We start from the raw sequence: 23,041 nt of genomic DNA, 5'->3' as shown, positions 1-23,041 counted from the left end.
CCCGAGTGCGCTTCATTCAACTGCAGGCCGCAGGTTCCTGTTGTGTCAGTTTGGTTGCAGCTCCTCCTGGTAGCCAAACAGAGCCGGCTGCCCGCCGGTGTGCAGCACGACGACCTTTTGCCCTTTGTGGATCACCCCCTCCGCGAGCAGGCCCAGAAGCCCGGCAAAGGTCTTGGCGGTGTAAACCGGATCCAGGAAGATGCCCTCGGTGCGGGCCATCAGGGTCAGGGCCTCGCGGGTGCTGCTGCCAACTTGGCCATAGCCCGGCGCCAGCGCGCCGTCCCAAACGTTGATGCCGTTCATAACCAGCGCCGGGTCGAACTGCATCAGGTCCGCCAGCTTGCCGAGCACTTTCTGCATCCGTGCATGCTGCTGATCCCGATCGCGGCGCACGCAAATGCCATAGACCGGCGCCGTTTGCCCTGACAGCCGCAGGCCGGTCAGGAAACCGCCATGCGTCGAACCGCTGCCCGACGGAACCACGGCCGCATCGAAATCTCCGATCTGTTCATTCAGCTCCGCCCCGCCGGGCACATACCCCAGTGCACCAAGCGGCGGGTGATTAATCCCAAGGTGGATCACATAGGGCGTGCGCCCTTCCGCCCTCAGCTGATCCGCACGTTCGTGCAGCGCATTGTCGGCTCCGGCTTCATCCTCTCCCACGGGATAGCTCATATGCTCGGCGCCCAGCAGCTGAGCCAGCAGCACGTTGCCGGAGCGGTAATAATGCTCGCCCATACCCGGCACGCGCTCCTCCAGCTGCAAAACCGACTGCATGCCCAGCTTTGCCGCCGCGGCAGCCGCGGAGCGGACAAAGTTCGATTGCACCGCGCCGGTAATCAGAATGGTATCTGCACCCTGCTGCCGCGCTTCACCGAAATAGAACTCCAGCTGGCGGGTCTTGTTACCGCCAAAGCTGAGGCTTGTGAGGTCATCCCGCTTGATCCACAGGTCGATCCCAAGACGGTGCGACAGGCGGTCGAGCCGCTCAACCGGCGTTGCACTGCTCATCAGCCTGGTACGCGGGAACTCTGCAAGTTTCGCATCAATGTTCATCGGGTCTGTCATGTCTTCTCATCCGATCAGATAGGCGCGCCGGAACAGGGCGGCACAGGCGAAAATGGAGATCACTCGGATTGCGAGCGAAATTGCGGCTTGCGGCAGATGCGGGCCGGTCAGGCGGCCCAGCAGGCTGCCGAGAATGGTCGCTGCCGTGAACTGCCAAAGCCAGGGAGCGCGGGCGAAAGCTGCCCAGTCCGACAAGCTATGCAGGGCAAAGGCCGAGCCATAGGCAACCAGCGCCACCGGCTGCACCAGCTTGCGCGCTTCCCCGGCGCTCCGCCCGATTGCCAAGAGGCCAAGAACCATCAGCGGTCCGGGAGTCGCAGCCCAAACCGTGGCCAATCCCGACAGGCCCGAGATTGCGCGGAACCCTTGCCGGCCTACAGTTTTGCTCTGCGGTATCAGCGACGAAACAACACCGATCAGGAGCAGCACCGCGGTGAGCGACAGGACCGTGCGCTCTGACAACAAGGGATAGATCAGCAGCCCCAGCACGATTCCCGCGAGGCATCCGGACACGGCATTCCGGACCAGGGATTTGTCCCGCAGCCAAGCCTGGCGGTCGGTCGCCAGAACCGAGACCACCGTGTTCAGCATAAGCAGCACCGGAACAGCCGTGGCGGTTCCCAGCAGGACCATCATCACTGGAGCAACCACGATGCTGAAGCCGACCCCGACGCCCGCCTGGAGCCCGGCGCCAGCAGTGATGGCAAGCAGCAATAGAGAGAAATCGGCGGGCACAGCAGTTTCCTTTTGCAGGTTGTGACTCGGAACCTAACGCTGTCCTCTCGGCATTAAAAATCATCTTGTTGAATTTTTTGATACTCAAATGTTATCATTTCGTATGCGTATCACTGCCCGCCAGATCGAACTTTTCCAGATGGCCTACCGCCATCGCTCCACCCGCAAGGCCGCGGACGCCTTGCATATTTCGCAACCCGCGATCAGCAGGGTTGTGGCCGAACTTGAAACCGAAATGGGCGTGACGCTGTTTGACCGGTCAGGCCGCAAATTCGAACCTACGGCGGCCGCGCACAGCCTGCAGCAGGCCGTTCAGAAGCATTATCAGGGCTTGGAGAGAATCCGTGAAACCGCCTCGCTGATCGCCTCGGGTACGGGCGGCCACCTTCGCGTCGCAACGGTGCCCGCCGTGGCCGACACACGGGTTGCTGTTGCCGCCGGAAAGCTCATGACGGAGTTTCCTGCCCTGCGGATAGACGTGGATGTTCTGAATGAACGCGCCGGGCTGGCCGCGCTGCGCGAAGGCCGCGCCGATTGCGCTGTTGTTTCGTCAGATCCTGGAGATCCCAACCTGACCTGCACCAGACTGGCTGACATGCATCCTGTCGCCGTTCTGCCGCCGGGGGATCCGCTGGCCGGCATCCAGGCAATCTCAGCTGCGGAACTTGCAGAATCACCTCAAATCATGCTGCCTCCATTCAGCCCCTTCCGCCGCGCTGTCGAAAATATGTTCGACCGGGAAGGAGTGGCGTTTCAGATCCGCGCTGAAGGTCAAACGCAAACCGCACTTGCAGGCATGGTCGCGCAGGGGGCAGGCCGGGCCATTGTTGACTGGGACATATTGGCTGCTGCCAATCATGCCAATGTCACAGCAGTTTTTCTGGCTTCAGACTTGAGTTGGCCGATAAGGCTGATCACCCTTTCCGCCTCTCAGGACATACCAGGGCTGCGAAGGTTTACTAATGAACTGTTGTAAATCTTGTGCCCGCACAAAATTAAATGGCCGTATCGTCTTCCGGCTAGTATGGCCTCGTCCCAGTGGGCAGCCTCATCTGTCTGGTCCAAGCTGATTGTTAGTGCATGATCGGCCTCTGTTCGATCCGGATGATGATTTCCGGGACCGGCGGGCGATAGCTCAATGCACTGTGGGGTCTCTTGGTGTTGTAGTGCTTCCTTCGTTTTTCGATCAGGATCTGAGCCTCACTGACGTATTCTCCTGAAATGTCCTCCCTTTGAGGTTAGCCTGTTCTCCAACTGAGTTGCTACCCAACGTGCCCTCGGCCGTTGTTAGAATTTCCGCGGTTCCATCAGGTTCACGGGCTGGTGTCGTGAACTGATTTCATCAGGTCTGCCGGGACCTTGTTCCCGATAGCCCCGTGCGGGCGTTCTTCATTGTAGTCTCTACGCCAAGCCTCCAACTTTTCGGCTGCATCTTCAAGGCTCATGAACCAGTGCGCGTTCAGGCACTCCGCCCGGAACCGGCCATTGAACGCCTCGATGAAGGCGTTGTCGGTAGGTTTGCCCGGACGGGAGAAGTCCAATGTCACTCCGTTGGCTTAGGCCCAAAGATCCATATCTTTGGAGATGAACTCGCTGCCCTCGTCAACACGGATGGTGGCTGGGTAGCCGGTGCGCTTGCATACTTGCTCAGGCATCGCGACCACTTCCTCCCCGCGATATGTGAACCGAGCATCTAGCACCGGGACATAGCGTGAGAAGGTGTCGACGACCGTCAGAACCCGAATTTTCCGGCCTGTCGCCAGCTGATCATGAACGAAGTCCCTTCCGGCAGATTGCGCATGCGCAATCGCCTTTCGGACGACGCATAGCCCAGACGTCATTGGGGCTGACAGCCTCCTTGCGGTCATCCCGCAGCTTGGACTTCACCCGGCGCTTGGGTGTCTTGTTCCGAAGCTGCATGCACAACTCCTTGTATATGCGATAGGTCTTCTTGGCGTTGATCTCCTAGCCCTCCCGGCGCAGCAGCACATGCACGCGCCTGTAGCCGAAGCGCACGCGCGTCTGGAAAATCTCCCGTATCGGCTGTTCCAAAGCGGCCTGCCCAGGCCGGCGGGATTTGTAGCGATAGGTTCTCGGATCGAACTGGATCACCTCGCAGGCCCGGCTGATCGACACCTGCCAATCCGCCCGCACCCCGTCGAACAGCGTCCTTTTCCGGGCAAGCCTCAAAGCTTTCGCTTAATGACGTCCTGCAGTATTTCCTTGTCGAGCGCGAGATCCGCGACGATCTTCTTCAGGCGCGTGTTCACCGGCTCGAGTTCCCTGAGCCGTTTCACCTCGGATGGCATCAGGCCAGCATATTTTTTCTTCCAGTTGAAAAATGTCGCCGTGCTGATCCCGGCCTTGCGGCAGACCTCGGCCACCGAGGTGCCGTCCTCTGCCTGCTTGATGATGAACGCCTTCTGCGCGTCCTTGAACTTCGATGCCTTCATGCGTTTCCGCTCCTCTCCCAGCCAGGGATTCTCTGCAGATAACTCTAATCAAAAACGGGGGCGTTTTCGGGGATCACATCACAGGCATGCCAACGGCGGAGGTCTGCCGCAGGCTCAGGCTCATCCGGGCAACATTCTACGAACTGAAGTCCAAGTATGGCGGTATGGAGGTGTTTTTACCATGCTCGCTGATCACGCAGACCGCGATCCTGGCCAATGATACGTCCACAGTCCCGTCCCGCAGGCTTCCATTTGTATCTTCTGCGGAAGCGCCGGCCGCTGACCTGTCAGCATGAAGGCAGTAACGGGCAGTGTGCAACGCAGGCCCCTTACAGCATCTCATATGGATTGCAACTCTCTGCCGCCTGCAAATAGCCAGTGTGACACGTTCCTGCCAGTCTGGCTGCCCAAGGCCAGTGCCTGGAGGGCTGAGAATTGCCAGTGAACGGGAGACGCCCCCAAGGACGAAAAAGCTCGAAAATCAACCGGTTTCGGCTACCCAGTGTTTGCCCCGCACACATCGGAAGGCTACAGTCAGGCATGGCCCCGCTGTCCTCTGTCCGCCTGCGCTTGCTGGTAATGGCTTTGCTGCCGCTGATCGTGCTGATGCCCTTCCTGCTGCTCCTTGGCATGACGCGGTGGAGTTCAGACTATGATGCCCTTCTGATCGCCAATGTGGAAAGCGATCTGCGGATCGCTGAACAATATCTCGAAGAGCTTATGACCGGAACCGAGAGGGACCTGACCGGAATTGCCACCTCAGCCGAATTTGACGCCTTGCTGGCCAAGCCCAACGAGGAACACGAAGAATACCTGTCCCGGAAACGCAAAGAGCTTGGGCTCGACTTTCTCTACTTTCTGCCCCGCAGCCGCACGGCGGATACCGCTGATCAATGGCCGGTTATCAAGGCTGCACTGAGCGGCACAAGCGGCGCCGGCATCGACATTATGGGGCCCGAAGACCTGAACAGCCTGGCATCGGGGCTGGCAGAACAAGCGCGGTTTGACCTGATCGAGACCGCTGCTGCAGTTCCGACAAGCCGGACAGCCGAAGACCGGGGCATGGTGGTGCACAGCGCCAGCCCGGTTGCCATGAACGGCCACGACGGGGTTTTGGTCGGAGGCATTCTTCTGAACCGGAATCTCCAGTTCATCGATACGATCAACGCGCTTGTCTATCTGAATGCTGTCACCGGGGGCGACCGGCAGGGGACTGCCACCCTGTTTCTGGAAGACGTGCGGGTCTCGACGAATGTGCGCCTGTTCGAAGACGTGCGTGCGCTTGGCACGCGTGTTTCGGCCGTGGTCAGGAACCGTGTTTTGGGACAGGGCGAAACCTGGCTGGACAGGGCATTTGTGGTCAACGACTGGTACATTTCCGGTTATTTGCCCCTGACCGACAGTTTCGGAAACCGGGTCGGCATGCTTTATGTCGGTTTTCTGGAGGCCCCTTTCACCGCTGCCAAGCGCGCAGCATACCTTTGGATGATTGCTGCCTTTGCCGGCGTTCTGATGCTATCAGCCCCGCTGTTCCTGTGGTTGGCGAAGGGCATCTTTGCTCCGCTTGAGCGTATGAACAAGACCATGCGCCGGGTCGAAGGCGGCGATCTTTCTGCCCGCAACGGCGACACCGGCGCACGAGGCGAGATCGGTGCAGTGGCGGCCCATCTCGACAGCTTGCTGAACCAGCTGCAGGACCGTGACCAGCGCCTGCGCACCTATGCAAAAGGGTTGAACCAGATGGTTGACAAGCGCACGTCGGAGCTGCGTAAAGCCAATGCCAAGCTGGAGGAGACTTTCAAGCAGCTGGTCATGTCAGAGAAACTGGCATCCATTGGCGAAATAACCGCCGGTGTCGCGCATGAAATCAACAATCCTGTTGCCGTGATTCAAGGCAACGTCGACGTCATCCGGGAAACTCTCGGCGACAACGCCCGGGATGTGAAGACGGAACTGGCCCTGATTGATCAGCAGGTCATGCGGATTGATGCGATCGTCGGCAAACTGCTGCAGTTCGCCCGCCCGGGTGAGTTTTCCAACTATGACGAAACCATTATGCTGCCCCGATTGGTCGAAGACAGCCTGGTGCTGGTGGACCATCTGCTGTCCAAACGGGCCATTCAAGTACGCAAGGATTTCCAGGATGCTCCGCCTGTGCGGATAGATCCCGGCGAAATGCAGCAGGTTGTGATCAATCTGATCGTGAATGCCATGCAGGCCATGGGAGAAAGCGGCACCCTCTCGCTGGGCGTGGCCGCAGCTGAAAGCGGCGGCCGGTCAGGAACGCAGCTGTCAGTCCGCGACAGCGGCCCCGGCATTCCGGAAGACAAACTTATCTCTGTCTTCGACCCGTTCTTCACTACCAAACAGGCCGAGGGCACCGGGCTGGGCCTCTCAATCAGCCAAACGCTGGTGCAGCGCGCAGGCGGGCTGATCTCCGCCCGCAACCTCAAGGACGGCGGTGCCGAATTCACCGTTTGGCTTCCGCAGGCAGAGGAATAAGCCTTATAGTCCCCAAGCCGCGCTTTTGCGGTCGATGGTCTTGCGCGAAATCCCCAGCCTACGGGCCGCCTCGGCCCGGTTACCGTCGCAGCGGTCCAGAACATGCAGGATATGGCGCTGCATGACCAACTCCAGGCTTTCCATCGCCTCGGAACCGGTTATCAGCCCGCTACCGGCAAATTCCTCCGGGAACTCCCCCAAAATCAGCGAGCGCTCGATCAGGTTGCGCAGTTCCCGCACGTTGCCCGGCCAGTCGTAGCGGCGCAGGTTCAGCAGCGTCTCCTCGTCCAGCAGCAGCTTGGGCATCCCCAGTGCGCGCGAAAGATGGGTCATGAAAAACGCCGTCAGCTCGACAATGTCCTCCGACCGTTCGCTGAGCGGCGGCATCGTGATATTGACCACGTTGATCCGGTGATACAGATCGGCGCGGAACCGCCCTTCTGCCACCGCCATTGCCAGATCAGCATTGGTGGCAAAGCAGAAACGCAGGTTCAGCGGGATGTCCCGCTCCGCCCCGACGGGCCGGATGCGCTGATCCTCCAGCACCCGCAGCAGGGCGGCCTGCAGCGGTTCGGGCATCTGGGCCACCTCATCCAGGAAAAGCGTGCCGCCGTCTGCCAGCAGAAACAACCCGGCACGGCGCTGTTGTTCGGCTTCCACGATGCCGAACAACTCATGCGAGATCCTCTCCGGTGCGATTGCTGCACAGTTCACAGCCACAAAGGGTTTCTCGGCCCTGTCCGACAGCTGATGCAATGTGCGCGCGGCGATCTCTTTACCGGAACCGGTGGGTCCGGTGAACAGAACCGGCGTCGGCAGGGGCGCTAGCTTGTGCAGCATCGCCCGTACCTCGGACAGCGCCCCCGACTGCCCCAGCAGCGTACTTGGCCCGCCCTCGGAAAACAGCTCATGGCGCAAGAGCGTGTTGTCGCGGCGCAAGTTCTTTCGGTCCAAAGTTCGCGACACAGCGTTCAGGATCTGGTTAGCCCGGAACGGTTTCAGCACAAAATCGCTGACACCCGCACGCAGCGCCTGGATCGCGGTTTCCAGGTCCGCATAAGCCGTTATCAGAATTGTATCAGCAAACAGCCCCTTGCGGCTTTGCTCAGCGACCCATTCCAGCCCTGTCTTACCCGGCATGATATTGTCCAGGATCACCAGATCGAAATGGGCCTTGTCCAGTTGTTCAGCACCCTCGCCAGGGGAACCCGCTTGCACCACTCGTTTGCAGCGCGGCTCCAGGATCTTGGTCAGGAAATTGCGCATCCCCGGTTCGTCATCGACCACCAGGATCGAAGCTCCAGCCAGATTGCCGCCGTAGTCGTCTGCCACGCTGCCCCCGCTCAGTTCAGCCTTACCGCGGCGCCTGACTGACGCTCAGCGGAGGAAAAGCCGATGCCCTGCAGTGCATAATCTGCGGCAATGGCAATCAGGATCATGGCCGCAAATCCGGCCAACATGGATTTCATTGGCTGCCTCCTTCAGTTGCCCGTTTCAGAAATTCGATCAGATCAGCACGGTCCGCACTGCTTGCGATCACCTGCATCGGCATCTTGGAGCCGGGGATGTAATGGTCTGGCCCTTCCGCAAATAGAGCGTCTATCGTGTTATCATTCCAGACAATTTTCGATCCGTCCAGCGCAGGTGAGTAGCGGTAGCCCGGCAAGGTTCCGGCACGGCGGCCAAAGACACCATGGAGACTGGGCCCGGCCTTACGCGAAGGTGCGTCGGTCAACCCATGACAGATGGAGCATTTGCGCATGAACTGCCGCTCGCCATTTGGCATCGTTTTGGAGTTGCGCAAAAAGCTGCGGTCGGCATCCATCGCGGGGTCAAAACTATCCAACAAAGCAATCGGCCAGCCATAAGCTACATCATCGAGACCTCCGGCCCAGATCATTAAACCGTCTTCGGAAAAGGCCAGCGCCCAGACCGGCCCCTGCCTGGTTGCCTGGAAGTCCCGGGCGATCTGCCACTCCGCTGTGTCCAGAACCATAATGTACCCGTGACCGTCCCCGACCGCCAGCTGCCCGGTCTCAGTATGATGCGTCAGTGACAATACGGGGCGCCGGTCGAGTGAGAAATCGGCGATCTGCGCTCCGCTGTCCATGTCGATCACCCGGGTGCCGCCATCTACTGCGCCATAAGCCAGCCATCCCTTGCCCGCCTCGACTTGGTTTATGCCAAAGCCGTGTTTAACCAGCGGCAGCGGCGGTTCTTGCGGGTGGACAGGGTCATAGCGCAGCAGCTCTCCATCCGTCGTGGCCGCAAACAGTGCTCCGCCGCCGTAGGCCAAATCATTGACCCCGGCCCCTGGGCTGGAGAGTTCCAGCGGCCTGCCGCCAGCCAGCGGCCACAACCGCACCGATCCATCCCAGCTGCCGGTTGCCGCAAAGGCCCCGTCAGGGCTAACGGCGACGGAAGTGACCTTGCCCTTATGGCGGCCCAGCAGCTCCGGCCCCTCAGCACGCCAGAGGTAAACCGCAAAATCATCGCCACCTGTGATTAGCCCGGCAGGGGTAAAGCCCAGCGCAGTGACCGCGGCGCCGTGTGCTTCCAGCCACTTGGGGCTGTTCCCCGTCCACAGAGCCGCTGAATTGTCAAAGCTGGCGGTGGCCACCTGCCCCTGCGGTGACACTGCTATGCCCATCACCGGCCCGCCATGGCCCTTCAGCGTGGTGAATTCTTGCGCTGCAGCCGGCAGCGCAGTCAGGATCAGGAATGCCGCCCAACGCATCATTCCGAAGGTGTTGCCTCCGAGGGTTCAGCCTTTTGCCTGCCAAGCTCCTCCTCAAGCCAGATCGAATGGTGCTGCCGCGCCCAGGCCTCATCCACTTCCCCCGATCCCATGGCGTCAAAGGCACCTTCCATGCCCACCGAGCCGATGTAGATATGGGCAATGATGATCGCCATCAAAACAAACGCGACGATGGCGTGCCATGCTTGCGCGAACTGCATTTCCTGATGCGGCGTCAGCACCTCAGGGAGCGGTTCCAGCCCAACAAGACCAGGCAAACCAAGGCTGTTCAGCGCGGCAAAGGTCTTGGCAAACAGCGGCATTTCGAATGGGAACAGCAGCGACAGGCCCGACAGGGCAATGGAACCGCCAAGCAGGATGACCGACCAGAAGATCACTTTCTGACCGGCATTGAATTTTTTTGCCGGGGGGTGGGAATTGCCGATGATGCCGCCGAACTGGCGCAGCCACATAAGGTCCGTGCGGTTCGGGATATTATGCGCAACCCACATTACGAAAACCATTATCAGTGCCAGGATGAAACCCCATGCGACATTGTTGTGCAGCCATTTGGAGGCCAGCAGCAAAGTCGCGTTCAAGTCCTTGCCCAGATAAGGGGCTACAAAAAACCTTCCGAACAGGACCAGAAGGCCGGTCAGGCCCAGAACGATGAATGACCCTGCCAGCAGCCAATGCGCAAAACGCTCAATCGCTTTGAAACGGGTCACAGTGCGGCCCGTCGCAGGGTCATCAAGCTTGATGCGCCCGCGCAAAATGAAAAACAGAACGAGGGCAGCAAATGTCACCAGCAGAAGGCCGCCGCCATACTTGCGCAACGGCCCTTCCCGGAAGTCCAGCCACACCATGCCGCCATCCTGTACCAGGACCGCAGCCCCAGCGCCGCCGGATGAAACGGAGATATCAGCCGAGCCGTAGCGTAAGGCCCGCCATAGTTCCGGATCCGAAGCGCCGCCCAAGGTGCCAAGCTGTGCTGCCATTGCTGCAGCCGAATCCGGGTCACCGGTGTCATTGCGGCGGAAGGCATCGTCAACTTTTTCACCGCGCTGCCGCGCCAGAATATCTTCCAGCGTCTGAGCGCCGCCAGTGGCGGAACGATCCTGCGCCTCCGCCTGCGGTGCGCCGGTCAGAAGGAAAGACAGGACAATTGCGAGTGCCATGCGCAGCATGTGCCACCCTCCTTGGAAAAACCTCGAGGAGAGGGACAGGCCAGCCCGACGGGGCTGCCCTGTCCGTGATTGCCGGGGAGCGCCGGGCGCTCCCGCAAACAGTTGCTCAGCCGCCTTTCTGATCGTAGGCGGTGCCCCAGCCCCAGGCGCCGGAGCCGAAGCCGCGGGCGACCACGCGTTCGCGGTAGATCGCCGACACCACGTCGCCGTCACCGGCCAGCAGGGCCTTGGTCGAGCACATCTCTGCACAGATCGGCAGTTTGCCTTCGGCAATCCGGTTGCGGCCGTATTTGGAGAATTCCGCATTGGAATGTGTCTCCTCCGGACCCCCTGCACAGAAGGTGCATTTGTCCATCTTGCCGCGCGACCCGAAATTGCCTGCCTGCGGATACTGCGGTGCGCCGAATGGGCACGCATAGAAGCAATAGCCGCAGCCGATGCAGAGGTCCTTGGAGTGCAGGACGACGCCTTCCTCGTTCTGATAGAAGCAGTCGACCGGGCAGACCGCCATGCAGGGAGCGTCCGAGCAATGCATGCAGGCGACCGAGATCGACCGCTCGCCCGGCTTGCCGTCCTGGATCGTCACCACCCTGCGGCGGTTGATGCCCCAGGGCACTTCATGCTCGTTCTTACAAGCAGTGACGCAGGCGTTGCACTCGATGCAGCGTTCGGCATCACACAGGAACTTAGCTCTAGCCATTTCTTGACCTCCTTATGCTGCCGAGATTTTGCAGAGAGTACATTTTGTCTCCTGCATCTGGGTGACCGAGTCATAGCCATAGGTCTGAGCGGTGTTGGAGCTTTCACCCAGCACATAGGGATCGGCGCCGTCGGGATATTTGTCCCTCAGGTCCGCGCCCTGGAAATGGCCGCCGAAGTGGAAAGGCATGAAGGCCACGCCTTCGCCTACCCGCTCGGTCACCATCGCCATCACTTTGACCTTGCCGCCTTCGGGGCCTTCGACCCAGACCTGCGCGCCGTCACGCACACCCAGGTTGTTGGCATCGCGCGGATGGATCTCGACGAACATGTCCTGCTGGAGTTCAGCCAGCCAGGGGTTCGACCGGGTTTCCTCGCCACCGCCCTCATACTCGACCAAGCGTCCCGACGTCAGGATCATGGGATAATCCTTGCTGAAGTCGTTCTTCTGGATCGACGCATACATGGTCGGCAGACGGTAGGCGTGCCGGTCCTCGTAGGTTGGGTAGTCCTCCACCAGATCACGCCGGTTGGTATAGAGCGGCTCGCGGTGCAGCGGGATCGGGTCCGGGAAAGTCCAAACGACGGTGCGGGCTTTGGCGTTGCCGAAGGGGGCGCACTCATGCTTGATCGCCACCCGCTGGATGCCGCCGGAAAGGTCGGTCTTCCAGTTTGTTTCCGGGCCAGCCACAGCGTCGATTGCGGCACGTTCCTCATCTGTCAGATCGCTGTCCCATCCCAGATCCATAAGCATCTGCATGGTGAATTCGGGATAACCGTCCTGGATTTCAGAGTTCAGAGAATAGACGCCATCCGCCAGCAGGTTTTCACCGTCGCGCTCCACCCCGAAACGGGCCCGGAAGGTCAGTCCCCCCTCGCTGACAGGTTTGGACATGTCATAGAGGTTCGGCGTGCCCGGATGGTTCATCTCCGGTGTCCCCCAGCTGGGCCAGGGCAGACCGTAGTAATCGCCATCCGCCGGGCCGCCCACTGCCTGCAGCGTGGTGCGGTCGAAGGTATGCTGATTGGCCATGTGCAGCTTCAGCCGTTCCGGGCTTTGACCGGTGTAGCCGATGGTCCACATACCGCGGTTGATCTCGCGCAGCGTATCCTCGACATCCGGTGTCACCCCGTCCTCTTCCAGCTTGATATTGCGGAACAGACGGTCGTGCCAGCCGAACTTCCGGGCAAAGAGGCCAATGATCTCGTGGTCGGTTTTGCATTCGAACAGCGGGTCCACCACCTTTTCGCGCCATTGCAGCGAACGGTTCGAGGCGGTGACAGAACCACGGGTTTCAAACTGCGTGGCCGCCGGCAGCAGATAGACACCGTCGGAGCGGTCATGCAGCACGGCGGAGACCGTTGGATAGGGGTCGATCACAACCAGCATGTCCAGCTTTTCCATCGCCGTTTTCATTTCCGGCCCGCGGGTCTGCGAGTTTGGCGCGTGGCCCCATAGGACCATGGCCCGCACCTTGTCCGGGTTGTCCATGTTCGCCGGATCTTCCAGCACGCCGTCGATCCAGCGGCTGACCGGAATGCCGCTCAGGTTCTGCAGCGGCTTTTCGGTGCCGTCGGCCCCGGTGGTGGTGGCAAACTGCCCCGCCAGCCATTCCGCGTCCTCACCCCAAACACGTGCCCAATGGCCCCATGCACCCTTGGACAGGCCATAGTAGCCAGGCAGAGTATGGGACAGAACGCCCAAATCGGTTGCGCCCTGAACATTGTCATGGCCGCGGAAGATGTTGGTGCCGCCGCCGGAGGTGCCCATGTTGCCCAGCGCCAGCTGCAGCACGCAGTAGGCACGCGTGTTGTTGTTGCCGTTGGTATGCTGGGTGCCGCCCATGCACCAGATCACCGTGCCGGGGCGGTTGTTCGCCATGGTCCGCGCAACGCGCTTTAGCTGGCTGCCCGGCGTGCCGGTTACACGCTCGACCTCTTCCGGGTTCCATTTGGCGACCTCGGTGCGGATCTGATCCATCCCCCAGACACGGGTGCGGATGAATTCCTTGTCTTCCCATCCGTTCTCGAAGATGTGCCACAGGATACCCCAGATCAGCGCCACATCGGTGCCGGGGCGGAAGCGCACGTATTCATCCGCATGCGCTGCCGTTCGGGTAAAGCGCGGGTCGCAGACGATCAGCGGTGCATTGTTCTGCTCTTTTGCGCGCAGAACATGCAGCAGCGAGACGGGGTGCGCCTCAGCTGGGTTGCCGCCGATAATGAAAATGGCCTTTGAATTGTGGATGTCATTGTAGGAGTTCGTCATCGCGCCGTAGCCCCAGGTGTTGGCAACACCTGCAACCGTGGTCGAATGGCAAATCCGTGCCTGGTGATCCACGTTGTTCGTGCCCCAGTAGGCAGCGAACTTGCGGAACAGATAAGCCTGCTCGTTGCTGTGCTTGGCCGAGCCCAGCCAATAGACGCTGTCAGGCCCGCTTTCCTCGCGGATCTGCATCATGCCGTCGCCGATCTCATTGATCGCCTGCTCCCAGCTGATCCGCTTCCACTCGCCGCCTTCTTTCTTCATCGGATATTTCAGGCGGCGCTCGCCATGGGCGTGCTCGCGCACCGATGCCCCTTTGGCGCAGTGGGCGCCAAGGTTGAAGGGGCTGTCCCAGCCGGGTTCCTGCCCGATCCAGACCCCGTCGCTGACTTCGGCCACAACCGTGCAGCCGACTGAGCAATGGGTACAGACGGATTTCTTCAGTTCCACCGTGCCGGTTGCTGCAGTGGCCGCGCTGGCCTGCTGCACCGTGCCGCCGGTGGCCGCGATTGCGGTCAGCCCGCCGATCGCCAAACCAGACCCGCGCAGAAACGCACGGCGGTCTACTGAAGCATTTGCGGCTTCAGACAGGATACTTGTCCGCTGGGGGCGTCGCGCAACCCCGTTGGTCTTTTTCCTAAGCATGTTTCTCTCTCCCTTGCCTGCGGATACGCCCGCTTGCTTGGTAACTGTGAAATCTGCTTCTGGCGGTCGGGCGTCACGCAACCAGTTGCCAGAAGGCGGGTCAGCTCGTCCGGTTCAGAACCGGGCGGACTCCAAATAGGCGCGCGTGTGTGCGGTATCCTGCATCTTCTCGGATGTCAGATCCGGCTCTGCCGCTTCTGCTTCCTTGCCGCCGGCTGCAACTGCCACCGCCGCTGCGGGGGCTGCCGTGCCGGCCAGTTTCAGAAACTCCCGGCGCGATGCCTTGGTCTCCTTGCTCATCCTTTCCTCCTCCTTGCTGCTTCTCTTCCGTTCCGGCGGCTGATCCGCCGCTCCTTGCGGGCCGGCGCTGGCGCCCGCCCGTTTCTTCAGGCCCCGCTCAGACGGAACCCTTCGCTCTCAATGTCCATAAACACCCGGCCGACGCTGCCGACAGCCGCGTAAAAGACCGAGTTCTTGGCCCCTTCCAGATCGGCAAAGAAATGCGCGGCCCAGGGGGCGATGTGCCGGTTGAAAAAGGTCTTTTGCTCTTCCAGAGACGCGGGGGCACCAAACCGCCCCACGATCTGCGCGGCCATCATTTCCATCAGGCTGGCGATGTTGTCTTCAGGCTCAAACACGTTCTCTGCCCGTGCCAGCCCCCGTGCCGTCATGTCCTGACGCAGCACGGCCAGCGGCTTCTCGTTCAGAAACCCGGTCAGATAGTAGGAGGCATAAGGCAGCAGCTCACCCCGGCCCAAACCGATGAACAGCTTGTTGTATTCGCTCTCTGCTGCTTTTGGCTTGGTTAGCTTCGCCAGCTTCGCCAGTGTTGCAATCCCCTGCCCCAGATCGGAAGTGTCGCCGTCAAGGCCCGCAGTCTGGTCCAGCAGCATCTGGTCCGGCGGTCCGGAAAGGATCAGCCCAAGAAAATTGTAAAGATCCGCCCGCAGGCGGTCCTCCTCGGCAATTCGTGTTTCCACTGCTGCGCTCATCCTGTCCTATGCTCGTCAAAGGTGAAAATCATCCGCCGGGCACTGGGGGCAGCGGCGTAAACCGGCTCTTCTTCTGTTGCGGGGACAGGAGGCGCGTGCTCCATCGCCACAGCGGCCATTGGCTCGGGCGCCTCCTCAGTCTCAGGCATATCCGCACCTTCCGCGTCAGGTCCGGATGGGTCTTCCTCCTCCTGAGGGTCCTGTTCGGCCTCTGCCTGCCGCGCCAATTCCTCCACATGGGCCAGCATGCCCTTGCCGATCTGATAAGCGCTTTGCAGGTTCTCGATGACTGTGGCTGCGTCCGTGAAATCCTCGCCGTAGTCCACGAGGCCATCCAGATTGGCCAGCACTGGATTGACCCGCCACAGACAGCGCAACGCCCGGGTCTTCAGCCTTGCCGGCACGGCATCGCTCAAGAACCGGCTGAAATCCTCCCCTGCCTCCAATGTTTCAGGCTCCGGCAGCCCAAGCTCCTCCAGCAGTTCCGCATCGCTTTTCCCGGCTTGCTGCGTCTCCAGCTCCGCTGCCGCCTGCGCAGCTGCCTGCCGTTCTCCGTCGCGGGCTTCGGCAGCAACAGCTGCCCGGCGGCGGGACCAGGCATCCATCATTGCAGCCTCCGCTTCAGAAGCGAGGGCGATCGGTAGACATCTGCCACCTGGGCAATGCGGGGATCACCAATACCATCTTCAGCCAGATCCACCCGTTTCTTGTCACGGCGGCGTTTGACGAAGACTTCCTCTTCATAAAAGGCATCTACAAAGTCCCAGACCCAGGCTTTCAATGCGGAGGGCATCGGGATCTTCTCGACGATTTCCTCGCCGCTGTCTGTGTAATCCTGTGCCTCATAGGGCGAAGCGGTGACCAGCAGCAACTCCAGCGGGGCATCGCCCTGCTGCTCCCGCATCACGACATAGACGCTCGGCACCTCGGCATTCAGCCCATGATGATAGGCTTCCGCCTCGGCCCCGTGCAGCTCCAGCGTCAGGGTAGCGGCGTGGTATTCCACCGCATCGTCTTCACGGCGCATTTCATGCCAGTTCGCAGGCGCTGCTCCGGGAAGCACAGCAACCGCCCGCCAGCACCACGGCACCCAGCGGGTTATCCCGCGGGATTTGCGCAGCACAATGCCGAGCGGCATGGTCCGGTACATTTTCGGATTATGGATCAACCGGTACTTCCTCCCCTGCCTTCAGACTGCGTCACTGCCCGCCACCGGCAAAGCGCGGAATTGCATGCACCCGCATTCCTCCGCGTTTCCGGTCAATTTGGGCAGCCTGCCTGACACAGGCTCGGGCCATCGGACGATTTGTCTATTTCGACAAAAATACTCAGTCATTTCAGGTCGGTGCCGCGGCGGCGAATCACCCCCTGCGCTGCCCCCTGATCCCGGACTGCCGGCCAGACTGCGTCGCCAGAAAACCGGTTGTGGCAGCGTTCGAATCGCGTCTTAATCAAAGCAAGAAACAGGGGGTAAAAGGCTGCCAGTCTCAGCTGCGGCCGAAAAGAAACCATGATCAAGTCTCTGATAACATGTGATTGTCTTGGCAGTCAGGACGTCGACACCCAAGGTCTTGCCAAGGCAACCGGCCTGAACGTCCCACCCGCCTGCACGGCACTTTGCACCAAGCAGATCGACCTTGCCGCCGCAGCCTTGCAGGGCGGTGACGCAATTATTTGCTGCACCCAGGAGGCACGTGCATTCGAAGCCTTGGCGGAGGAATTGAACGCCCCTTCACCCGCTCTGCTGGACCTGCGGGACCGCGCCGGGTGGAGTGCTGATGACAGCTCCAAACTACCCAAAATGTCCGCGCTGGCAGCCGAAGCCCTGCTGCCAGGCGCCGCGCCCAAAACACGCGATGTGGTCTCGGAGGGGCTGTGCCTGATCCTAGGTCCGGAAGAGGTTGCGCTGAATGCCGCCGAGCGACTGAAAGACACGCTGGGGGTAACAGTGTTGCTGGAGGCCGCCCCCGATCAGCCGGCAACACGCGACTACGACATTGTGCTGGGCAGCCTGCGCAGTGCTTCAGGCGCTCTGGGACAGTTTCAAGTGCGCATCGACGCGCTGCAGGTTCCTGAACCCGGAGGCCGCGGCGCCCTGGGCTGGAGCAGCCCGCGCGACGGCGGGCAATCGGAGTGCGACATCATTCTCGACCTCAGAGGCGGCGCGGCGTTGTTCCTGGCCCCGGAAAAGCGCGAAGGCTATCTGCGTGCGGATCCGGGCCATCCGTCTTCGGTTGCAGCAGCCGTTCTGGCGGCGAGTCAGCTAACGGGCGTTTTTGAGAAGCCGCTTTATGTTAGGACCGAGCCCCTGCTCTGCGCCCATAGCCGGGCAGAACAGACGGGCTGTTCCCGCTGCCTGGACCTTTGCCCCACGGGCGCAATCACCCCGTCAGGCGACCACGTCAGCGTCGATCCAATGATCTGCGCCGGCTGCGGCGCCTGTTCTGCCGTCTGCCCGTCAGGCGCCATCAGCTATGACGCACCGCCCGTGGATCTGACCATGCGCCGTGTTCAGACATTGGCCAAGGCCTATCTGGATGCCGGCGGGGCCGCGCCGCGGCTGCTGGTCTCCGGCGCGCACGGGTCTGAAATGATCCGCCTGTCCGCCCGCTACGGGCGCGGGCTGCCGGCCGACACCGTACCGATGGAGGTCCCCGCCCTGAACCTCTTCGGCCATGCTGAAGCGCTCGCTGCCCTGGCTGCGGGTTTCGCACAGGTTTCGCTGCTGCCCGGTCCCGGAACCGATCCGGAAGCGCTTCTAGCTCAGGTCGGACTGGCGGAAGCGATCGGCGGCACAGGCACGGTACAGATGCTGGACCTCAATGATCCTGAGGCACTGGAAGACGCGCTGTACGGCAGCAAAGCTTCTTCGCCAGCCGTTGCTCCGGTCCGCCCGCTAGGCAACCGGCGCCAGATCACCCGCCTGGCGGCCCGTGCACTGAACCCAGGTGCCGAAGTTCTGAACTTGCCTGAGGGCGCGCCTTATGGTGCAGTCGCCGTTGACACGGAAAGCTGCACTCTTTGCCTGTCCTGTGTCTCGCTGTGCCCGTCCGGCGCACTGGGTGATAACCCTGACACGCCGCAGCTGCGCTTCCAGGAGGACGCTTGCCTGCAATGCGGCCTCTGCACCAAAGTGTGCCCGGAAGATGCCATCACCCTGGTTCCCCGGCTCGACCTCACACCTGCCGCGCTGACGCAGCAGGTTCTGAACGAGGAAGAACCCTTTGCCTGCATCGAATGCGGAGCCCTGTTCGGGGTGAAGTCCACAATCGAAAAAATCACTGAAAAGCTGGCTGCACACAGTATGTATCAGAATCCTGGCGCGCTGAAGATGATCCAGATGTGCGATGACTGCCGGGTGAACGCGCAGTTCCACGCCGACAGCAGCCCCTTTGCCGGCGGCGAACGCCCGCGGCCGCGCACCACAGACGACTATCTCAGCAAGCGCCGCGATCACTGATGCTGCAGCGGTGCCCCCAAGTCCGCCGGCGCCAGCGCGGCGGCATAGGCCAGAAGCGCCTCCAAATCCTCCAGAGTCAGGGTCACCGGGTACACGGGCGGCGGCCGGTCCTCAGGAAAGGGTTCGGTAACCTCCTCGACAACCGTGAATGCCGGATGCGGGTTCAGCGCGTAGAAAGCTGCAAAACGCTCTTCCCAATCAGCGAGGCTGCGCAGCACCCGGAAACTAGGGGTCGAGCCAATTCCAGCTATCCCCGCGCCCTCTGCCACAACATGGCAACGGCTGCATTCCGCCTGCGCCACTTCCAGCCCCAGCGCCGCATCGCCCGCCGTTCCCTCAGAAACCGGATCAGCCGAGCCAGCCTCCACCACTGCAAAAAGGGACACGCCTTCGGGCGCAAAGCCACGAATTGCGCGCCTGCCCACTTCCGAGCGCAGCCAGCCGGCCAGTTTATCGGCTCCTTGGTGACCCTGCCGCATCCGCTGCATGTGCCAGGTAGCACCTGCACCCGCGAACAAGGCTTCACCCTCCGCCCCCAGGATCAGGTCGGCGGCATCCAGGCCGACAAGTTCCACCTTGACTTGCGTTTTCAGCGTGAACCGCGGCAGGATGTGGCGCAACAACCCGCTGTCTTCCAGCACCTTCGGCGCATGGAGCCGCACCAGCCGGGCCTCCTCGGCGGCAGCGGTGAAAGGCATCAGAAGCCAGACTATTATAACCAGATATCCCGCATGCATGACGGGATCAGCCTAGGCGCGCACTCTCCGGCACGTCAACGGCAGGAAGGAAACACAAGATGAGCAGAGAGGCCGTTTTAGAGGTCCTTAAAAGCATTAAAGACCCGGTGCTGGGCGGTGATATCGTCGCCAGCGGCGTTACGCGGGCACTGAATCTTGATGGCACCACTGTGCGTTTCGTGATGGAAATTGCGCCGGAACATGCCCCCCAGTATCAGGCAGTCAAAACCGAGGCCGAGAACCGGCTGCAGGAAATGGATGGCATTGATCAGGTTTCCATCGTGCTGACCGGCCATTCCGCCAAGGCGCCGCCGGACCTGAAACCCAAGGCACCTGCCCAGCCGCAGGGACCCCAGTCAATCCCGGGTGTTGAGCGTATACTGGCAGTTGCATCCGGCAAGGGCGGCGTCGGAAAATCTACGGTTTCCGCAAACCTTGCCTGCGCCCTTGCCGCCCGGGGCCGCCGGGTCGGCCTGCTGGACGCTGACGTCTACGGTCCCTCGCAACCCCGAATGCTGGGTGTCTCAGGCCGCCCATCCTCGCCGGATGGAAAGACGATCCTGCCGCTGCGCAACCATGGTGTGACCATGATGTCCATCGGCCTGATGACAAACGAGGATCAGGCTGTGGTCTGGCGCGGCCCGATGCTGATGGGGGCGCTTCAGCAAATGATGATGCAGGTGCAATGGGGCGCGCTGGATGTGCTGATCGTGGACCTGCCGCCTGGCACTGGCGACGTGCAGATGACACTGGCACAGAAAGCCCGCGTTGATGGAGCAATTGTCGTTTCTACCCCTCAGGACATCGCACTTCTAGACGCCCGCAAGGGCATCGACATGTTCAAGCAGCTCAATGTGCCGATCGCCGGAATGATTGAAAACATGTCTACCCATGTCTGCTCCAATTGCGGCCACGAAGAGCATGTGTTCGGTCACGGCGGCGTTGCGGCTGAAGCCGCGAAACTTGGTGTACCCCTGCTTGCCGAAGTGCCGCTGGACATGCAGATCCGTCTTGCAGCGGACGGCGGCGCGCCAGTCACGGTGGCCCAGCCAGACGGCGCACGGGCACAAGCATTTCACCGGATAGCGGAACACTTGATTCAACAGGGCATGGCATGAGTGAATTGCGCTTTCCCCCTTTAATGCAGGGTGAACCCTGTCCAGAAGATCCCTTTGCCACGGCCTGCCGCCGGGCCGTGCTGGGTTGCGACGCCGGCCTTGTGTGCTACAGCTTGGATGCGCCGCGGCTGGAAGCTGCAATTGTTCTGGCACCCGATGTTCCGCTGCGGCAAGCGATGACTATGCTGCCGCTGTGCGGTGTCAGTTTCCAGAACGCACTTGGCGCACTTGCCCCGCCGGAGGTCGCCGTGCATCTTGGCTGGGACGGAACACTGTATCTAAATGGAGCCCGATGCGGAGCGCTGCGAGCGGCGAGCGATACAAACGGCCTTGATGCTGTGCCCGGCTGGCTGGTCATCAGCCTGACCCTGCCGCTCTGGCCTTCCGAAGATCCTGGCTTTACCCCTGACCGGACCGCGCTTTATGCCGAAGGCTGCGCTGATGTTCAGCCCGGCGACGTCATCGAGGGCTGGGCCCGCCACACCCTCAATTGGATCACCCGCTGGGAAAACGAAGGGGCCCGCGTTCTGCACGCGGAATGGCGCGGGCTGGCCCGGGGTCTGGGCGAGGAAACTGCCCAGGAGGGTCTCAGCGGAACGTTTGCCGGAGTCGACGAAGATTTCGGCATGCTGCTGCGCACTGGTTCCGGCACCCATCTGATCCCGCTCACCACGCTATTGGAGCAGCCATGAAACTCGCCCGCGCAATCCATTTCGATGAATCAGATACCCGGGTTTACCACAGCCCTGCGCGCACCGGTGAATGGTGCCTTTCCGGGGGGTTTGAGTTTTCCAACTGGACCGAGGCTGACTTAACCGGGAAGGCACGCCAGGCCTTTGCGAACGGCTGGTTCGGACTGGAAACCTGCGGCAGGGTAACATTCGTCGCGGTCACCGAAATCACGCCTGCGGAAACCGAGGAACTTGAATGCACACTGGCGCGGCATTTCGTAACATACTATGGCGCCCCTTCGGAAAAGGCAGCATTACCCGTGGCCGCTGAAGAGCTGAAACAGATGGCAGAACTTTGCAGCGAACATGCGCCCAACACACTTCTGACCGTGTCTCGCGAACTGACAGACGCCGGCGTCAGGGAAACTTACCGGATGATCGCTCCTGAGGAGGCCGATCTCACCCAGTTTGCCGTCCATGCGTCACTGGAGTAGGCCAACCGCACAAGTGTTGTGAGGAATTCACTGTGCGGATCCGAGCTGGCATTGGTCCTGCCCCCTGAGACTGGTCCGGAGTGAATGCGAATTTTTGGGAACATTTCTGGCAAGAGAGGGAGTGTACCGATGCCGAAGAAACGATTGAGCGACGAACAGATTGCCTTTGCTTTGAGGCAAGCGGGACTCTGTTGCGCAAATCGGTTGAGGGCCAAGGTTCCCCTTTCCCCAGACGGACTTATCCCACTGCCTCTGTGACGGGTATGCCAAGCGCGGTGAATCCGTTCATGACCGCAACACGGAGCTGAAGCTCGGCAACCTGACGTCCAGGATCCCGTGCCATCAGTCTTTGTCCCAGCAGTTTCATGCAGTGCATCTTGGTTTCGGCACGACTTCGGCGGTGGTATCCACTCCATTTCCGCCAAAGCGCTCGGCCAAGGTATTTCGACGCCCGCAGCGCTTCGTTGCGCGCAATCGCGCCTGCGGTGTCGGGTTTCCAGGGCTTGGCGTTCTTGCGGGGCGGGACGACGGCATTGGCACCTCGGTTGGCGATGGCATCGTGGCACTTGCGCGTATCGTAGGCGCCATCTGCCGTGACACTGCCGATCTCCTGCTCGGGCGGGATCTGATTAAGCAGTTCCGGCAGCATGGGCGCATCACCAATGTTGCTACTGGTGAACTCGACTGCCCGGATTTCCAGTGTCTTTTCGTCGATACCGAGGTGAACCTTGCGCCACACGCGGCGTTTCGAGCCACCGTGCTTGCGCGCATTCCACTCGCCTTCGCCCTCTACCTTTATCCCAGTGCTGTCGATCAGCAGGTGTAGCGGCCCCTCAGAACCACGATACGGGATGTTCACGGCGAGAGACTTCTGGCGGCGTGAAAGCGTGCTAAAATCCGGTACCGACCAGTCCAATCCACTCAATCGCAGGAGACTTTCCACGAAGCCGGTCGTCTGCCTGAGCGCCATACGGAACAGCACCTTCATCGTCAGGCAGGTCTTGATCGCGGCGTCGCTATAGATGGGCTGTCGGCCTCTCTTGCCGGTCGGCCGGGCCTCCCACGTCATCTCGGGATCGAACCAGATCGTCAGAGAGCCACGACGCTTCAGCGCTTCGTTATAGGCCCGCCAGTTCTTGATCTTGTAGGTCGGGGGTGTTGGTCTGCTCATGCCCTCCAGCTATCACGCTGGATTCATGAGATGAATCCCTCACCCGATTTGCGCAACAGAGCCGCGAATTCAGCCGCAGAATGCCTGCTGACTTTGAGGCCCACCG

Annotated in this window: 20 protein-coding genes and 2 pseudogenes; 6 read left to right on the top strand and 16 right to left on the bottom strand. The window is 61.1% G+C overall.

The features are described 5' to 3' along the window. Nucleotides 1-45: 45 nt before the first annotated feature. Nucleotides 46-1,068 carry a D-cysteine desulfhydrase family protein gene (locus tag K3725_RS05030; RefSeq protein ID WP_260017745.1) on the bottom strand — a complete coding sequence of 341 codons (1,023 nt, stop codon included), beginning with the start codon at nt 1,066-1,068 and terminating at the stop codon, nt 46-48. A 6-nt stretch (nt 1,069-1,074) separates the two neighbouring features. Then, complete coding sequence (locus K3725_RS05025; protein WP_260017744.1) at nt 1,075-1,803, bottom strand: TSUP family transporter; 729 nt, start codon at nt 1,801-1,803, stop codon at nt 1,075-1,077. 103 nt (nt 1,804-1,906) lie between these two features. Here K3725_RS05025 and K3725_RS05020 point away from each other — a divergent pair, with 103 nt between their 5' ends. Next, nucleotides 1,907-2,779 carry a LysR family transcriptional regulator gene (locus K3725_RS05020; protein ID WP_260017743.1) on the top strand — a complete coding sequence of 291 codons (873 nt, stop codon included), beginning with the start codon at nt 1,907-1,909 and terminating at the stop codon, nt 2,777-2,779. Between the two features lie 97 nt (nt 2,780-2,876). On the opposite strand, the pseudogene K3725_RS05015 reads toward K3725_RS05020, so the two are convergent. Further along, a pseudogene (locus K3725_RS05015) lies at nt 2,877-3,005 on the bottom strand (integrase core domain-containing protein); the annotation flags it as partial. 111 nt (nt 3,006-3,116) lie between these two features. Continuing rightward, nucleotides 3,117-4,256 (bottom strand): annotated as a pseudogene (locus K3725_RS05010) (IS3 family transposase). 540 nt (nt 4,257-4,796) lie between these two features. Here K3725_RS05010 and K3725_RS05000 point away from each other — a divergent pair. Beyond that, on the top strand, nt 4,797-6,758 hold the full coding sequence (locus K3725_RS05000) for a HAMP domain-containing sensor histidine kinase (RefSeq protein WP_260017742.1): 1,962 nt from the start codon (nt 4,797-4,799) through the stop codon (nt 6,756-6,758). Between the two features lie 3 nt (nt 6,759-6,761). On the opposite strand, the gene K3725_RS04995 is transcribed toward K3725_RS05000, so the two are convergent. The 10 genes from K3725_RS04995 to K3725_RS04950 all read right to left on the bottom strand — a co-directional run bounded on the left by K3725_RS04995 (nt 6,762) and on the right by K3725_RS04950 (nt 16,422). Next, nucleotides 6,762-8,090 (bottom strand): sigma-54 dependent transcriptional regulator, encoded by a 1,329-nt coding sequence (locus K3725_RS04995; RefSeq protein ID WP_260017741.1) that lies wholly within the window; start codon nt 8,088-8,090, stop codon nt 6,762-6,764. An 11-nt stretch (nt 8,091-8,101) separates the two neighbouring features. Next, on the bottom strand, nt 8,102-8,227 hold the full coding sequence (locus K3725_RS04990) for a hypothetical protein (RefSeq protein ID WP_260017740.1): 126 nt from the start codon (nt 8,225-8,227) through the stop codon (nt 8,102-8,104). After that, entirely contained in the window at nt 8,224-9,498 is a 1,275-nt protein-coding gene (locus tag K3725_RS04985) for a c-type cytochrome (protein ID WP_260017739.1), read from the bottom strand. The genes K3725_RS04990 and K3725_RS04985 overlap by 4 nt, the downstream gene beginning before the upstream one ends. After that, entirely contained in the window at nt 9,495-10,682 is a 1,188-nt protein-coding gene (locus K3725_RS04980) for a formate dehydrogenase subunit gamma (RefSeq protein WP_409201589.1), read from the bottom strand. Before K3725_RS04980 ends, K3725_RS04985 begins: the two co-directional genes overlap by 4 nt. A gap of 106 nt (nt 10,683-10,788) precedes the next feature. Beyond that, nucleotides 10,789-11,382, bottom strand: a complete 594-nt coding sequence (fdh3B, locus tag K3725_RS04975) for a formate dehydrogenase FDH3 subunit beta (protein WP_089231194.1) — start codon at nt 11,380-11,382, stop codon at nt 10,789-10,791. A gap of 12 nt (nt 11,383-11,394) precedes the next feature. Next, nucleotides 11,395-14,292, bottom strand: a complete 2,898-nt coding sequence (locus tag K3725_RS04970; protein ID WP_260017738.1) for a formate dehydrogenase subunit alpha — start codon at nt 14,290-14,292, stop codon at nt 11,395-11,397. Nucleotides 14,293-14,406: 114 nt separating this feature from the next. Next, the gene (locus tag K3725_RS04965; protein WP_260017737.1) at nt 14,407-14,592 is read right to left on the bottom strand and encodes a twin-arginine translocation pathway signal protein; all 186 of its coding nucleotides are present in this window, start codon (nt 14,590-14,592) and stop codon (nt 14,407-14,409) included. 86 nt (nt 14,593-14,678) lie between these two features. Next, complete coding sequence (locus tag K3725_RS04960) at nt 14,679-15,284, bottom strand: molecular chaperone (RefSeq protein WP_260017736.1); 606 nt, start codon at nt 15,282-15,284, stop codon at nt 14,679-14,681. After that, nucleotides 15,281-15,892 carry a DUF3306 domain-containing protein gene (locus K3725_RS04955; protein ID WP_311202220.1) on the bottom strand — a complete coding sequence of 204 codons (612 nt, stop codon included), beginning with the start codon at nt 15,890-15,892 and terminating at the stop codon, nt 15,281-15,283. The genes K3725_RS04960 and K3725_RS04955 overlap by 4 nt, the downstream gene beginning before the upstream one ends. Then, on the bottom strand, nt 15,889-16,422 hold the full coding sequence (locus K3725_RS04950; RefSeq protein WP_260018565.1) for a DUF3305 domain-containing protein: 534 nt from the start codon (nt 16,420-16,422) through the stop codon (nt 15,889-15,891). The genes K3725_RS04955 and K3725_RS04950 overlap by 4 nt, the downstream gene beginning before the upstream one ends. Nucleotides 16,423-16,794: 372 nt before the next feature. On the opposite strand from K3725_RS04950, the gene K3725_RS04945 reads away from it, so the two are divergent. After that, a complete protein-coding gene (locus tag K3725_RS04945) occupies nt 16,795-18,744 on the top strand; it encodes a 4Fe-4S binding protein (RefSeq protein WP_260017735.1) in 1,950 nt (649 codons plus the stop codon). On the opposite strand, the gene K3725_RS04940 is transcribed toward K3725_RS04945, so the two are convergent. Beyond that, entirely contained in the window at nt 18,738-19,442 is a 705-nt protein-coding gene (locus K3725_RS04940) for a hypothetical protein (protein WP_260017734.1), read from the bottom strand. The genes K3725_RS04945 and K3725_RS04940 overlap by 7 nt on opposite strands. A gap of 98 nt (nt 19,443-19,540) precedes the next feature. Here K3725_RS04940 and K3725_RS04935 point away from each other — a divergent pair, with 98 nt between their 5' ends. From K3725_RS04935 to K3725_RS04925, 3 genes are read left to right on the top strand one after another with little or no spacing between them, the layout of a single operon-like run. Continuing rightward, nucleotides 19,541-20,599, top strand: coding sequence for an Mrp/NBP35 family ATP-binding protein (locus K3725_RS04935; protein ID WP_260017733.1), 1,059 nt, complete (start codon nt 19,541-19,543; stop codon nt 20,597-20,599). Continuing rightward, nucleotides 20,596-21,291: a biotin/lipoate--protein ligase family protein gene (locus tag K3725_RS04930; protein ID WP_260017732.1), complete on the top strand. Its 696-nt coding sequence runs from the start codon at nt 20,596-20,598 to the stop codon at nt 21,289-21,291. The genes K3725_RS04935 and K3725_RS04930 overlap by 4 nt, the downstream gene beginning before the upstream one ends. Beyond that, complete coding sequence (locus tag K3725_RS04925) at nt 21,288-21,764, top strand: DUF6505 family protein (protein WP_260017731.1); 477 nt, start codon at nt 21,288-21,290, stop codon at nt 21,762-21,764. The genes K3725_RS04930 and K3725_RS04925 overlap by 4 nt, the downstream gene beginning before the upstream one ends. A gap of 238 nt (nt 21,765-22,002) precedes the next feature. Here K3725_RS04925 and K3725_RS04920 read toward each other — a convergent pair whose 3' ends face one another. Continuing rightward, nucleotides 22,003-22,935 (bottom strand): IS5 family transposase, encoded by a 933-nt coding sequence (locus tag K3725_RS04920; RefSeq protein ID WP_260015482.1) that lies wholly within the window; start codon nt 22,933-22,935, stop codon nt 22,003-22,005. Between the last annotated feature and the right edge of the window lie 106 nt (nt 22,936-23,041).

This window comes from Leisingera sp. S132, from assembly GCF_025144465.1.
In the GTDB taxonomy this organism is placed as follows: Bacteria; Pseudomonadota; Alphaproteobacteria; order Rhodobacterales; family Rhodobacteraceae; genus Leisingera.
The sequence above is the reverse complement of the archived record's forward strand: the minus strand, read 5'-3'. Positions and strand labels throughout refer to the sequence as shown.

What these genes read in the sequence shown, in the direction of transcription:
- K3725_RS05030 (WP_260017745.1), bottom strand. Translation starts at nt 1,068, where the DNA reads ATGACAGACCCGATGAACATTGATGCGAAACTTGCAGAGTTCCCGCGT.
- K3725_RS05020 (WP_260017743.1), top strand. Translation starts at nt 1,907, where the DNA reads ATGCGTATCACTGCCCGCCAGATCGAACTTTTCCAGATGGCCTACCGC.
- K3725_RS05000 (WP_260017742.1), top strand. Translation starts at nt 4,797, where the DNA reads ATGGCCCCGCTGTCCTCTGTCCGCCTGCGCTTGCTGGTAATGGCTTTG.
- K3725_RS04990 (WP_260017740.1), bottom strand. Translation starts at nt 8,227, where the DNA reads ATGAAATCCATGTTGGCCGGATTTGCGGCCATGATCCTGATTGCCATT.
- K3725_RS04985 (WP_260017739.1), bottom strand. Translation starts at nt 9,498, where the DNA reads ATGATGCGTTGGGCGGCATTCCTGATCCTGACTGCGCTGCCGGCTGCA.
- K3725_RS04980 (WP_409201589.1), bottom strand. Translation starts at nt 10,682, where the DNA reads ATGCTGCGCATGGCACTCGCAATTGTCCTGTCTTTCCTTCTGACCGGC.
- fdh3B (WP_089231194.1), bottom strand. Translation starts at nt 11,382, where the DNA reads ATGGCTAGAGCTAAGTTCCTGTGTGATGCCGAACGCTGCATCGAGTGC.
- K3725_RS04970 (WP_260017738.1), bottom strand. Translation starts at nt 14,292, where the DNA reads ATGCTTAGGAAAAAGACCAACGGGGTTGCGCGACGCCCCCAGCGGACA.
- K3725_RS04965 (WP_260017737.1), bottom strand. Translation starts at nt 14,592, where the DNA reads ATGAGCAAGGAGACCAAGGCATCGCGCCGGGAGTTTCTGAAACTGGCC.
- K3725_RS04960 (WP_260017736.1), bottom strand. Translation starts at nt 15,284, where the DNA reads ATGAGCGCAGCAGTGGAAACACGAATTGCCGAGGAGGACCGCCTGCGG.
- K3725_RS04955 (WP_311202220.1), bottom strand. Translation starts at nt 15,892, where the DNA reads ATGATGGATGCCTGGTCCCGCCGCCGGGCAGCTGTTGCTGCCGAAGCC.
- K3725_RS04950 (WP_260018565.1), bottom strand. Translation starts at nt 16,422, where the DNA reads ATGCCGCTCGGCATTGTGCTGCGCAAATCCCGCGGGATAACCCGCTGG.
- K3725_RS04945 (WP_260017735.1), top strand. Translation starts at nt 16,795, where the DNA reads ATGATCAAGTCTCTGATAACATGTGATTGTCTTGGCAGTCAGGACGTC.
- K3725_RS04940 (WP_260017734.1), bottom strand. Translation starts at nt 19,442, where the DNA reads ATGCCTTTCACCGCTGCCGCCGAGGAGGCCCGGCTGGTGCGGCTCCAT.
- K3725_RS04935 (WP_260017733.1), top strand. Translation starts at nt 19,541, where the DNA reads ATGAGCAGAGAGGCCGTTTTAGAGGTCCTTAAAAGCATTAAAGACCCG.
- K3725_RS04930 (WP_260017732.1), top strand. Translation starts at nt 20,596, where the DNA reads ATGAGTGAATTGCGCTTTCCCCCTTTAATGCAGGGTGAACCCTGTCCA.
- K3725_RS04925 (WP_260017731.1), top strand. Translation starts at nt 21,288, where the DNA reads ATGAAACTCGCCCGCGCAATCCATTTCGATGAATCAGATACCCGGGTT.
- K3725_RS04920 (WP_260015482.1), bottom strand. Translation starts at nt 22,935, where the DNA reads ATGAGCAGACCAACACCCCCGACCTACAAGATCAAGAACTGGCGGGCC.